This is a genomic window from Psychromonas sp. MME1, from assembly GCF_041080865.1.
In the GTDB taxonomy this organism is placed as follows: Bacteria; Pseudomonadota; Gammaproteobacteria; order Enterobacterales; family Psychromonadaceae; genus Psychromonas.
This window is the reverse complement of the sequence record NZ_CP160906.1, coordinates 2,676,148-2,689,687: the sequence shown is the minus strand read 5'-3', so window position 1 is coordinate 2,689,687 and position 13,540 is coordinate 2,676,148. Positions and strand designations below refer to the sequence as shown.

The following is a 13,540-nucleotide window of genomic DNA, read 5'->3' as shown; positions in this document are numbered from 1 at the left end:
ACGGTTATTTAATAAATAACATTTCAGCATACTTAGGTAGAGGCCATAATTCATCAGCCACTAAGGTTTCTAGCGTATCTGCATGTGCACGAACAGTATTCATTAAGTCACGAATATCATCAGCACAGAAACGTAAATGTTCCTCTGTTGAAGCAAAATCATGAGTTGCCTTAGCTGCTTTTAATTTAGCAACCGCTGACATCATCGCATTTGCTTCTGTAGCAATACTTGCTGCTAATGACGTATCTAATTCAATCCCTAAATCTTGCATTGAAGAAGATGTTAGAGCAAGTTCAGATAAGTAGTTAACAGCTGCTGGGTAAATCTTGGTTGTTGCAATATCAACAACCAAATTCGCTTCAACAGCAATTGATTGTACGTATTGTTCCGCATAAACTTCAAAACGGCTTGCTAATTCAATTTCAGACAATACGCCTGTTCTCTTGAATAGTTCAACAATGTAGTCAGCTTTAAATTCAGGTAAAGCATCTGCTGAGTTACGTAGATTTTTCAAACCACGCTCAGAAACTGCCATTTCATGCCACTCTGCTGAATATCCGTCACCGCCAAAGACAACATTGCCGTGAAGTTCCATCAACTCTTTTAATACAGAGATAACCGCAGTTGTTTGATCAGCAGAAGTTGCTAGTGTTGCTTCTAATTTTTCCGCTATCCAGTTTAATGAATCAGCAAGCATTGTATTCATTGCAACTAATGGACCCGATACAGATTGTGATGAACCCACAGCACGGAATTCAAAGCGGTTACCTGTAAATGCAAATGGTGAAGTACGGTTACGGTCACCTGGATCACGTTGGAATTGTAGGATTTGTGATAAACCAAGATCCATTAAACCACCCGTGCTTGAAGAAGATAGTTTACCTTCTTTAATGTCTTTAAAGACATTTTCCAATTGGTCGCCTAAATAAACAGACATGATTGCTGGTGGCGCTTCGTTTGCACCTAAACGGTGATCGTTTGAAGCTGATGCGATTACTGCACGTAATAATGGACCATATTTGTGTACACCACGAATAACAGCACCACAGAATAGTAAGAAGTTAAGGTTACTATGTGGAGTACTGCCTGGATCTAGTAGGTTACCTTGTGTTGCGTTACCGATAGACCAGTTAACATGTTTACCAGAGCCATTAACACCTGCGAATGGTTTTTCATGCAATAAGCATAGGAAACCATGTTTTTTAGCCGTGCTTTTCATCACTGTCATCATTAATTGTTGATGATCAGCTGCAACGTTAGCCGCTTCATAATAAGGTGCAATTTCAAATTGACCAGGTGCAACTTCGTTATGGTGAGTTTTAGCTGGAATACCTAATTTATAAAGAGTGTCTTCGAAGTCTTGCATGAAGACTTGTACACGCTCTGGGATTGCACCAAAGTAGTGATCATCAAATTCTTGACCTTTTGCAGGTGGCGCACCAAATAGTGTACGGCCAGCTAATAATAGGTCAGGGCGAGCATTTGCAAAGTTTTCATCAACTAAGAAGTACTCTTGTTCTGCTCCACAGCTTGAGTTTAAAGGTGCGATATCTTTTTCACCCATTAACGTCAGTACTTTTTGTCCTGCTTTATTTACTGCAGAGATAGAGCGTAGAAGTGGGATTTTTTTATCCAATGCTTCGCCTGTCCAAGACATAAATACACTTGGGATCATTAATGTAGAACCATTAGCAGTATGCATAATGTATGCAGGGCTTGTTGGATCCCATGCCGTATAACCACGCGCAGCGTTAGTCATACGTAAGCTTCCGTTCGGGAAAGAAGAGCCGTCAGGTTCGCCCTTAATCAATAAGCTACCTGTAAATTCAGAGATAGCGCCGCCATCGGAATTTGTAACAATAAAGCCATCATGTTTTTCAGCTGTGATGTTCGTCATTGGGTAGAAAATATGAGAAAAGAATTTAACGCCTTTGCTCAGAGCCCACTCTTTCATAGCTGCTGCAACAACATCAGCCGTTGCTGAGTCTAATACTGCACCTGTTTGTGCTGTTTTTTTAATGGCTTTAAACGCATTTTTAGAAAGTGCTTGTTCCATTTTTTGGAAGTTGAATACATCTTCAGCCCAAATTTTGTTTAATGCTTGAGGCTGAGCGACCTCTTTTGGTGCACGATTAGTAATTTGTTCAATTGCTTGTAGGCGGACTTGGTTTCCACTCATGTGGGGCTCCTTGCTTATGTAAAAAGGCTGTTTGTTTTCAGCTTAGTTATTTATAAAGGTTAAATGTAAAATCTGCTGGTAATTAAGCAATAATTATACCAACCTGCTGTCTTCTGGTTGTTTACGCTAGTGCGTGACTTTTTTTATAATATATTGATGTTTTTGCTGGTGGGAGTGAATACTATCCATGCTATAAATTATTGTCAATGAGGGGTTTTGCAGGTAATAAAAAAGGGGCTATGAAGCCCCTTTTTAAAGTTAATGCAATGTGATATTAATTAAATTATACGCTGTAGTATAGTTCAAATTCTTTCGGGTGTGTGGCACGAGAAACAGACTCACACTCTGCTGTTTTAAGTGCGATGTAAGCATCAATAGCCTCATCTGAGAACACGCCGCCAGCGGTTAAGAACTCGCGATCCGCATCCAAAGCTGCAAGTGCTTCTTCAAAAGAAACAGCTACTTGTGGAATCGCATCAGCCTCTTCTTTAGGAAGATCATAGAGATCTTTATCTAATGATTCTCCTGGGTGGATTTTGTTTTTAATGCCATCAAGACCCGCCATTAACATTGCAGCAAAACCAAGGTATGGATTCATTGTTGGATCTGGAAAGCGCACTTCAACACGTGCAGCACGAGCGCTAGGTACAATTGGAATACGAATTGATGCACTGCGATTACCTGCAGAATATGCGAGCATGACAGGGGCTTCAAAATGTGGCACTAAACGTTTGTAAGAATTAGTTGATGCATTGGTAAATGCATTAAGGGCTTTAGCGTGCTTGATAATACCGCCAATATAGTAAAGTGCTAATTCCGATAGGCCTGCGTATTGGTCACCCGAGAATAAGTTAACACCGTCTTTACCTAAAGATTGGTGACAGTGGCAGCCTGAGCCGTTATCGCCAATAATCGGTTTAGGCATGAATGTTGCGGTTTGACCGTATGCATGAGCGACGTTATGCACAACATATTTATAAATTTGAATTTCGTCGGCTTTTTCAACCATTGTATTAAAGCGACAGGCAATTTCATTTTGGCCTGCCGTTGCTACTTCATGGTGATGAGCCTCAACAACTAGCCCCATTTCTTCCATGATTAAGCACATTGCACTACGAATATTTTGCGCTGAATCGACAGGTGCGACCGGGAAGTAACCTCCTTTAACACCAGGGCGGTGACCCGTGTTGCCTTCATCGTAGGATTCCTGAATTCCATGCAGCTTCTTTTGCATCAATAGAGAAGAATGCGCCTTGCATAGAGTTACCGTATTTAACGTCATCAAATAGAAAAAATTCAGGCTCAGGACCAAATAAAACCGTATCAGCAATACCCGTTGAACGCATGTAAGCTTCTGCACGTTTTGCCACAGAGCGTGGATCACGGTCGTAACCGAGCATGGTTTTAGGCTCTAATACATCACAACGAATATTAAGTGTTACATCATCTGTAAAGGGGTCAAGTACGGCTGTTTCTGGCGCTGGCATTAATACCATGTCAGAATTTTGAATGCCTTTCCAACCTGCAATTGAAGAGCCATCGAACATTTTTCCATCTTCGAAAAAGTCCTCGTCAACTTGGTGATGTGGAATCGAAACGTGTTGCTCTTTACCTCGTGTATCGGTAAAACGTAAATCAACGAATTTTACTTCTTGCTCTTCGATTAAATTAAGAACATCTTGCACAGTTTTTACAGACATGTTTAGAACCTCTAATTAACATCAAAATGAAGGGTAACCATAACAAAAATAATTTAGAACTCCAACAAAGCTAAAATTATACCAAAAAAATATAATGCTATAATTTCAAGACCTTTACCTGTAGTAAATGAAAAACGCATTAATCTTTGCACCAACAAGGTGCTTTTGTGGATCATTTTGGTGCTTTGTTGTTGCTGTAAGTATAAATGGGTAAGTAAATATGATTAAAGCATTATTAAAGGCAAGTATTAGGGCGGATATATGAATTGTGACGGACTTAAAACTTTCTATTTTTTAAATTATGGTTACAATGTGCGCGTTTATACCAATTAAATGAATTTAGTCTGTAATAGATTCATCATGACTTAATTCACTTAATTGGTATTTTTATTAATAGTTACTTTTGAGGCGCATCATGTCGTTAGAAAAATTAAGAAATATTGCCATTATTGCTCACGTTGACCACGGTAAAACAACCCTAGTTGATAAACTTTTACAGCAGTCTGGCACACTAGATTTACGTGGCGGTTCTGAAGAACGCATAATGGACTCTAACGATCTTGAAAAAGAGCGTGGTATTACAATTCTTGCTAAAAACACAGCGATTGTGTGGAATGATTACCATATCAATATCGTAGATACTCCTGGGCATGCTGACTTCGGTGGTGAAGTTGAACGTATCATGTCAATGGTAGACAGTGTATGTCTTATTGTTGATGCCGTTGATGGTCCAATGCCGCAAACCCGTTTTGTAACACAAAAAGCATTTGCCTATGGCCTCAAGCCTATCGTTGTTATTAATAAAGTTGATCGCCCAGGTGCTCGTCCTGAGTGGGTAATGGATCAAGTATTTGATCTGTTTGATAATTTGGGTGCAACTGATGAGCAATTAGATTTTAAAGTTATTTACGCATCCGCATTGAACGGTTGGGCGAGTGATGAGTTAGATGTACAAAAAGATAGCATGGAAGATTTATTCCAAACTATCGTCGATAATGTAGCACCACCTGCGGCAGATCGTGATGGTGACTTCCAGATGCAGATCTCTCAGCTTGACTACAACTCCTATGTTGGTGTTATCGGTGTTGGTCGTATTACCCGTGGTAATGTGAAAGTTAACCAACCTGTTACCGTTATTGGTGCAGATGGTAAAAAACGTAATGGTAAAGTGGGTCAAGTATTAGGTTATTTAGGTCTAGAGCGCCATGATGTAGAGCTTGCGCAGGCTGGTGATATTATTGCTATCAGTGGCTTAGGTGAATTAAAAATCTCTGATACGGTCTGTGCACAAAATAATGTGGAAGCGATGCCGCCATTAAGCGTTGATGAACCAACCGTTACCATGACTTTCCAAGTAAACAATTCTCCATTCTGTGGTAAAGAAGGTAAATACGTTACATCACGTAATATCTTGGATCGTTTAAATAAAGAATTGGTACACAACGTTGCGCTTAAAGTAGAAGAGACGGAAGATCCAGATAAATTTAAAGTTTCTGGTCGTGGTGAATTGCATTTAGGTATCCTCATTGAAAATATGCGTCGTGAAGGTTATGAGTTAGCCGTATCTCGCCCTGAGGTTATTGAGCGTGTTGTTGATGGACAGAGACAAGAGCCAATGGAAACATTGACAATTGACTGTGAAGAGCAACATCAAGGCAGTGTTATGGAACAGTTAGGTATTCGTAAAGCGGAACTAACGAATATGACACCAGATGGCAAAGGACGTGTTCGTTTAGACTTTATGATCCCAAGCCGTGGTTTAATTGGTTTCCAAACTGAGTTTATGACATTAACTTCAGGCTCTGGTCTTTTATACCATAGCTTTGACCATTACGGCCCACACAAAGGCGGTACAATTGGCCAGCGTCAAAATGGTGTATTAGTTTGTAATCAAACGGGTAAAGCTGTTACTTATTCTCTGTTCTTCTTACAGGATCGTGGCCGCCTATTCCTAGGACATGGTACAGAGGTTTATGAAGGTCAAATTATTGGTATTCATAACCGTGCTAACGATTTAACAGTTAACTGTATCCGTGGTAAACAGCTAACTAACGTACGTGCATCGGGTACAGATGAAGCGCAAACTTTATCACCTGCAATAATATTAACACTTGAGCAGGCGCTTGAGTTTATTGATGTCGATGAGTTAGTGGAAGTGACGCCAAAAAGCATTCGTATTCGTAAGAAACTTCTTACTGAAAATGAACGTAAACGTGCGGCTCGTCCAGCTAAAGGTTAATTAGTTAACTTACTGATTAATTGAGGTCTTACTTAGGTAAGGCCTTTTTTTTTGGTTGTTCGTTGCTACCCCCGATTATCACACGCTCTCCTAGGACAAAGCTTATACCAATCGGAGTAAATAGCTGCTCTATTTTGCTGGTTAAAATAACTTACTTTTTTGTTGTAAGTTTCGTAAAGGGAGAAACCATTTACGTCAACTTACGCCTCAAATTAAGCCATTTTTCCTGCACAAAATTTAGATCACATACTTAATCCGATTGGTATTATGATCGATTTTTGCATTTACATTGGTAGCGAGTATAGTTATAAAATAGTTAGATATTGAAACCCAAGGATGGTTATCGTGCAATTTGATAAAGAAGCGTTAATTAACAAAAGTAAAAGCAGCTACGCCTATCTTGTTTTTTTATGGCATCGTTGCCAACAAGATAATATTAAAGTACCAGCAGGGCATCTTGCCTATGTGACACTGCTTTCATTAGTGCCTTTTCTTGCTGTGATCTTTTATATGCTTTCTGCTTTTCCGATGTTTGCAAAATTACATACCATCATTGAAGACCTTATTTATAACAATTTTGTTCCGACATCCGGGGCTGCAATTAAGGATCATATGGGTGGTTTTATCGAAAATACCAAAAAAATGAGCATGATGGGCATCGCTTCGTTAATCGTCATTGCACTGTTATTGATCTCAACCATTGACCAAACGATAAATCGGATTTGGCGCTGTAATAATAAACGTTCCTATGTACAGGCTTTCACTATCTATTGGACCATTCTGAGTCTAGGTCCGATTATCATTGGTGGTAGCATTGCACTTAGTTCTTACCTTTTTACTATTTTCCAAGAAGAGGGGTATCTATCCATTGGTCAGAAAATTTTAAGTTTCATGCCCTTTATTTTTGCCTGGCTCGCTTTCGCAGGCGTGTATACTTTGGTTCCCCATCAACGGGTGCGGTTTCGTTATGCCTTAATTGGTGGTTTTTTAACTTCGTTATTATTTCATTTGGCAACGGATCTTTTTAGTTTGTATATTACCCACTTCCCAACGCAGCAGTTAATCTATGGTGCATTAGCGGTTATCCCTATTCTGTTTGTTTGGATTTACTTTGTCTGGTTAATTATTTTAATTGGGGCAGAAGTAACGGCAACTTTAGAAGAGTTTTTGCATCAAACGGATAGGTTTTCAAAGGATAATGGATGATTGTACTTTTACAACGGGTGACTCAAGCTAAAGTTGAAGTTGCTAATAGTACTGTTGGCGAAATAAAAAATGGTTTACTCGTTTATTTAGCCGTTGAGAAGGGCGATGACGATAAAAAATGTAGACGTTTGGCAGAGCGGGTCTTAGCGCAACGTATTTTTGCCGATCAAGAGGGTAAAAGTAATTTGAATGTTCAGCAAGCGGGAGGGGATCTATTAGTGGTATCACAATTTACTTTAGCTGCGGACACACGTAAGGGAAATCGTCCTGGCTTTAGTCATGCTGCTGAACCCGATGAAGCATTAAGGCTATATCTACTCTTTATTGAACAATGCCGCCTATTAGGAAGCCATGTTGAAACGGGAGAGTTTGCCGCAGATATGCAAGTATCATCTTGCAATGATGGCCCGATGACATTTTGGCTGCAACTTTAATTCCATAGTCATTGGTATTATTTATTTTTTTGTTAAACTTATCGCACATTAGCTTGTCATATATATTCACATCACTTGAGATAAAAATAATGCCGCGTATTAGCTCGATATATCTGCTCACAGCCTCTTTGCTGTGCCTTGTTTCATTTATCCCATTGGCAAATGCCACCCCAAACACTGAGTTAGCGATGCCTTCATTTACCCCGTTAGATAACCATATTATAAAAAGCCCCAATGATACGCGTGAATATAAAGTCATTCGTTTAAGCAATGACCTTGAGGTTTTGCTCGTTTCTGATCCTGATTTAGAGAACAGCTCCGCTTCTTTATCTGTGCCCGTTGGTAGTATGCATAATCCAGAATTGCAGTTAGGTTTAGCGCATTATTTAGAGCATATGCTATTCCTTGGCTCAGAACGTTACCCTACGATTAATGAATATAGCGAATTTATGAATCAGCACGGTGGTTATACGAATGCTTATACGTCACAAGATAGCACGGTATATGGCTTTGAAGTGAATGATGACTATTTAGGTGAGGCGCTTGATAGATTAGGCGATGTGATGAGAGCGCCTTTACTCGATGAGAAATATGCCGATAAAGAACGCCATACCGTGAATGCAGAGCACAAAACCTATTTTGATAATGATATGCGTAAGCTTTATGCTTTGCAGCGTTTTACACTTAATCCTGACCATCCAATGGCACGTTTTAGCACGGGCGATTTAACCACGTTAGTGGACAAATCCAATAGTAAATTACAGGATGAATTGGTCCGTTTTTTTAACCGTTACTATTCCGCTAATTTAATGAAGGTTGCTATCACTGGCCCCAGGACGATAAAACAGTTGGAGCAGGTTGCCAGTTTATATTTGACGCAAATACCTAACAAAAAGGTTAGCAAACCTGTTATTGCGACCCCTTTGTTAACAAAGGAGCAGTTGGCGATTAAAGTTTCTATGAAGCCCACTGCCGATATTAAAATGCTGCAGGTGAATTTTTTATTACCGAGCGTCAAAGATGAATATATGTATCAACCGGGTGGGTATATTAGTCGTTTGTTAGGCTCTGACCATCAAGGAGGGTTGTCAGATACCTTGCAAAAGCAGGCTTTAGTTGAGTCGGTGATGTCGGGATTCTATAGTACATATAGTGAGCAATACTCACAACTGAGTATGCAGTTTAAACTCACCGGTAAAGGTGTTGAGCAGCAAGATAAAATCATGGCGACATTATTTGCATTTATTGACCTGATTAAAAATAAGGGGATAAATAGCTTACAGTATGAACAACAGCAGCAAAGTTTAAGTACACGTTTTCAATTTTTAAATAAATACTCAGGCTTTGATTATGTCATGGCGTTATCGGCGAACATGCAGATTTACCCATATAAAGATATTTTGTTCTTCCCCTATCGACTTGATGCCTTTAATAGTGAATTTATTACCCAACTATTAACCTATTTGACCCCACAGAATAGCCGCATTTTTGAAGTAAGCCCGAGTGTAAAAGGGGAGCTTCAAATCCCTCATTATCAAGGAAAATATGCACTGCAACAGGTATCGGTTGAAACTCAACAAGCTTGGCTAGCGGATGCAAAAAATATTCATTTAAAATTACCAAGTAGTAACTTGTGGTTACCTGAAAATTTATCACTTGTTAATAATGAGCAGACTGAGGTTGCACAGCAGTTGATTAATAAACCCGGCGCTTCGTTGTGGTATCAGCAAAGTCAGTATTTGGATGAGCCTAAAGCTATTTTAAAGTTGCAGCTTAATAATGATATTGCCGATCAAAGCGCAAATAATCGTGTGATGATGAGCTTACTACTTAATTTATTGAATAAAAATTTTGCGGAATTGAACTTTATTACACAGGAAGCTGGCTTAAATTTTTCTATTAATAATAGTAATGGAATGGTCATCAATACCAGTGGTTATAGTGATAAGCAGGATAAGTTGCTATTAACTGTCTTGCAAGAGATTAAAAAGTCAGAGTTTAGTGAGCAATCACTTACTCAGGCGAAACAAGAGATGGAGCGCCGACTTAATAATAAGAGTAAATCTAAAGCAATGGATTTGGCGATGGCAGGATTTCGTGATGTTGTACGTCAACCGACATGGTCCGATGAAACATTAAAAAATGCACTAGCAGTGATAACTGTGGATGATATGTCGCTCTTCATTAAGCAATTATTTAGCACTTCAAGCGTGCGCTTACTTGCGTTAGGGAACCTGAGTAGTAAGCAAGTACTTGCGTTATTCCATGACATAGAGCAACTGGTCAAGATTCAATCTGTACCATTCTATGTGATTGACCGTTTACAGGCGAATCTTGTGCAAGGCCCCTTAAATTATACGCTTACTTCGCCCATGGAAGATGATGCGCTTGCTTCTATTTATCTCACCGATTTCCAGGACGATGCATCCTTAGCAACCGCAGAGTTATTAAACCAATTATTGCGTCCTGCATTTTATGACCAAATTCGCACTCAAGAACAGTTAACCTATTCACCCTTTAGTGCTTCTTTTCCGGTTAATGATAGCGTTGCCTTCGGCTTATTCACACAAACGCCGGTGCTAAGTAATGCGCAGCTCTATGACCGTTTTGATGCCTTTTTAAATAAATTTTCTCAGCAATTAAATGAAATAAGTACAGAAAAATTTAATACAATTAAGCAAGCTCATGTCGCTAATTATTTAGCAAAACCGAATAATATTGCCGCAGAGTTTGATTATTTAATGAATGAATGGTTGAGTATCAAAGCGGATGTTAATCATAAACCACTTTATATTAAAACTCTGCAGAGTATCTCTTTGCAAGCCGTGCAGGAATTTTATCAAAAAGTATTTTTGCAGGGTAAGAACAGTCAGCAAATTATCGTACAAGTACAGGGAACGAAATATAAAGAGCTTCCATTCTTGTCGTTGCCTAATGAAGTGAAAATTACAGATGTCGATAATTTACCAAAGCGGGTAGCTAATCGAGATAAATAAAGAGCAAGTTGTTACTGTAATCAATGCCTCGCATATCGGCACTCTTTATTCCGATTGGTATAAGTTGGCGCATTTCACTGAATTCGCATCTTGAAGGCGAATCGGTATATAATGCGCCTTCTTTTTTTAATAAGGCTGATTGATTTATGCGTCCTAGCAACCGAACTCCAGAGCAAAACCGTGATATTAAAATTACCCGTAATTATACCGATTATGCCGAAGGCTCAGTGTTAATTGAGGTTGGCAATACAAAAGTATTATGTAATGCCAGTGTCAGTGATTCTGTCCCGCCATTTTTAAAGGGAAAGGGTAAAGGATGGGTAACTGCCGAATATGCAATGCTGCCCCGTGCGACACATACTCGCAATATGCGTGAAGCGGCAAAAGGAAAGCAAGGTGGGCGTACTTTAGAAATTCAACGCCTCATTGCTCGTTCATTACGGGCCGCTGTTGATTTAAATGCACTGGGTGAAAACATGATCACTGTTGATTGTGATGTTATACAGGCCGATGGTGGCACGCGCACAGCTTCTATCACTGGGGCATGTGTTGCACTGGTCGATGCATTAAATTGGATGGTGGCTGCGGGTAAACTGAAAAAAAGCCCTTTAAAACAGATGATTGCAGCTGTGTCAGTGGGTATTTACCAAGGAACAGCTGTCTGTGATTTAGATTATGCTGAAGATTCCAATGCAGAAACAGATATGAATGTCGTGATGACCGATAGCGGTGGTATGATTGAGATTCAAGGTACCGCTGAAAATGGCGCCTTTAGCCATCAGGAGTTATTAGCGATGTTGAGCCTTGCGGAAGGTGGCATTAATAAATTAATTAACGAGCAGAAAAAAGCATTAAGCGCGGAGTAGTAATATGAAAGATTATCAGAAAGAGTTTATTGAATTTGCACTTGAAAAAGAGGTGCTTAAATTTGGTCAATTTACCCTAAAATCTGGTCGTATAAGCCCCTACTTTTTTAATGCGGGATTATTTAATACTGGGCGAGATTTGGCCCGCTTAGGGCGATTTTACGCGGCAGCATTAATGGATTCTGGAATTGATTACGACCTCCTTTTTGGGCCAGCCTACAAAGGTATTCCAATTGCAACAACCACGGCAGTTGCATTAGCGGATGGTTATGATTTAGATATACCATATTGTTTTAACCGTAAGGAAGCTAAAACACATGGTGAAGGGGGGAGTTTAGTTGGCTCTGAGTTGCAAGGTAAAATCATGCTGGTAGATGATGTTATTACCGCGGGCACAGCCATTCGTGAATCGATGGATATTATCCAAGCTCACCATGCACAGCTAGCTGGCGTGTTAATTGCGTTGGATCGTCAAGAAAAAGGTAAGGCTGAATTATCGGCTATTCAAGAAGTTGAACGTGATTATGGTGCAACGGTGATATCTATCGTGCAGTTATCAGACCTCATTACCTATTTAGAAGCGCAACCAGATATGCATGAGCACCTTGAGTCAGTTAAAGCCTATCGCTTAGCATACGGAATTTAACGATACGCAATTATCTTTGCTGACTGTGTGTTTTCTCCCCCTGAACATGGTAAACCTATATTCAGGGGGCTGTCTTATTTGACTATATTACGCTTTAAATGCTTAAGGTCCTGATAGGTAATAGATCTCATTTCATTATGATGTTTTTCTATAAAGTGTTTTAATTTGACCAACGAGTAGGGGCATAAACTTTTTGGATGTCCCATGACATTAAAAATGTTGTCATGATCCGCTGATTTTAGATGGTCCTGATATGCCTTCTCTAATTGCCCTGCCTTTGAACCATCAACCATCACTGGCCCATAGGTTGTTTTAGTTAAACGTTCAATATAATAACTGCGATTGGCAATCATTGCTTGCCCATCACCAAAGCTGTCAAAAATACCACGAGATAATTTCTTACGTAATGCTAACTTCCAAAAAAATAAGGGAGATGTTTTCGTTGCGCTAATGGGGATTTCTGTAAAATAACCATCCTTATTAGGGTGTACTGGATCATCACTGAAATGCCAGTAAGCTTGTTTAGGCGCATTTTTAAAATTGAACCAACGTGTCGGATCATCGGAATGACCTTGGTTAAAAACGGTGCTATCTAGCCAAATTTGATTAGCTTGCAATGCTTGCTTAATCTGTGCAAATGGCTGTAAACACCAACCGCCTGCTCTAAAGGCAAATATCTCTTGTTCAGTACAGGATTCAAGCTCTTGTTTATAGTTTTGTACTATCTCATTCACCTCTAATGGGCTAAAATCGTGTAAGCGATAGCGTTGTGTATTAATAATCCATCCTGTTCCATCATAGATGCTATCTTGCCAATGTGGGTGAATGTGAAGTTGTATATCGTGACCATTTGCAGAAAGTGCAAGAAGCTGTTTTTTTATTGAGGAATATTGTAGGGCTAGCTGAGGGAAGTCAGTTGCATACTGTTTCAATTTAAGTAAAAAACCCGCATCAACAAATAGGCTTACTTTGTAGTTATAGTTATCCAACAGTGTTAATAATTGCTCAGTTGGCTTAATCATGCAGTTTTCTACACTACCACTTTTATTACCGAAAAAAAGCTCATAATCTAAACTGAGCAAGAACTTCGTTTTCTTATTTTCCATTCATATAGTCCATTTCAAGAAGGAGGCAATATCATCATAACGTAATTCATGTTGCTGAGTAAGAGGCTAATTTTATGTGCGTGATCTATGAGTTGTAGATTTTATGTAGAATAAAAAACCCATAAATAAGCAATATATTTATGGGTCTGAAAATTTAGCAGCGTAGCG

10 protein-coding genes are annotated in these 13,540 nt (G+C 39.3%); 6 read left to right on the top strand and 4 right to left on the bottom strand.

Annotated elements, in window-relative coordinates:
• Positions 1–4: 4 nt before the first annotated feature.
• The 3 genes from AB2N10_RS12290 to AB2N10_RS12280 form a co-directional block, all read right to left on the bottom strand.
• Positions 5–2,179, bottom strand: coding sequence for a glutamine synthetase III (locus AB2N10_RS12290; RefSeq protein WP_354622668.1), 2,175 nt, complete (start codon positions 2,177–2,179; stop codon positions 5–7).
• A 283-nt stretch (positions 2,180–2,462) separates the two neighbouring features.
• Positions 2,463–3,413, bottom strand: coding sequence for a type I glutamate--ammonia ligase (gene glnA / locus AB2N10_RS12285; RefSeq protein WP_369434676.1), 951 nt, complete (start codon positions 3,411–3,413; stop codon positions 2,463–2,465).
• Complete coding sequence (locus AB2N10_RS12280; RefSeq protein WP_369433910.1) at positions 3,373–3,879, bottom strand: glutamine synthetase beta-grasp domain-containing protein; 507 nt, start codon at positions 3,877–3,879, stop codon at positions 3,373–3,375. The genes glnA and AB2N10_RS12280 overlap by 41 nt, the downstream gene beginning before the upstream one ends.
• A 415-nt stretch (positions 3,880–4,294) precedes the next feature.
• On the opposite strand from AB2N10_RS12280, the gene typA reads away from it, so the two are divergent.
• The 6 genes from typA (at position 4,295) to pyrE (ending at position 12,266) form a co-directional block, all read left to right on the top strand.
• Positions 4,295–6,118 carry a translational GTPase TypA gene (gene typA / locus AB2N10_RS12275; protein ID WP_369433909.1) on the top strand — a complete coding sequence of 608 codons (1,824 nt, stop codon included), beginning with the start codon at positions 4,295–4,297 and terminating at the stop codon, positions 6,116–6,118.
• Positions 6,119–6,463: 345 nt separating this feature from the next.
• Positions 6,464–7,324, top strand: coding sequence for a virulence factor BrkB family protein (locus AB2N10_RS12270; protein WP_354622667.1), 861 nt, complete (start codon positions 6,464–6,466; stop codon positions 7,322–7,324).
• Positions 7,321–7,758 (top strand): D-aminoacyl-tRNA deacylase, encoded by a 438-nt coding sequence (dtd, locus tag AB2N10_RS12265; RefSeq protein ID WP_354622666.1) that lies wholly within the window; start codon positions 7,321–7,323, stop codon positions 7,756–7,758. The genes AB2N10_RS12270 and dtd overlap by 4 nt, the downstream gene beginning before the upstream one ends.
• Positions 7,759–7,847: 89 nt before the next feature.
• Complete coding sequence (locus AB2N10_RS12260) at positions 7,848–10,754, top strand: insulinase family protein (RefSeq protein ID WP_369433908.1); 2,907 nt, start codon at positions 7,848–7,850, stop codon at positions 10,752–10,754.
• Between the two features lie 146 nt (positions 10,755–10,900).
• Positions 10,901–11,620, top strand: a complete 720-nt coding sequence (rph, locus tag AB2N10_RS12255) for a ribonuclease PH (protein WP_354622664.1) — start codon at positions 10,901–10,903, stop codon at positions 11,618–11,620.
• Between the two features lie 4 nt (positions 11,621–11,624).
• Positions 11,625–12,266 carry an orotate phosphoribosyltransferase gene (gene pyrE / locus AB2N10_RS12250; protein WP_354622663.1) on the top strand — a complete coding sequence of 214 codons (642 nt, stop codon included), beginning with the start codon at positions 11,625–11,627 and terminating at the stop codon, positions 12,264–12,266.
• A gap of 74 nt (positions 12,267–12,340) precedes the next feature.
• Here pyrE and AB2N10_RS12245 read toward each other — a convergent pair whose 3' ends face one another.
• Positions 12,341–13,372 carry a hypothetical protein gene (locus tag AB2N10_RS12245; protein WP_354622662.1) on the bottom strand — a complete coding sequence of 344 codons (1,032 nt, stop codon included), beginning with the start codon at positions 13,370–13,372 and terminating at the stop codon, positions 12,341–12,343.
• Between the last annotated feature and the right edge of the window lie 168 nt (positions 13,373–13,540).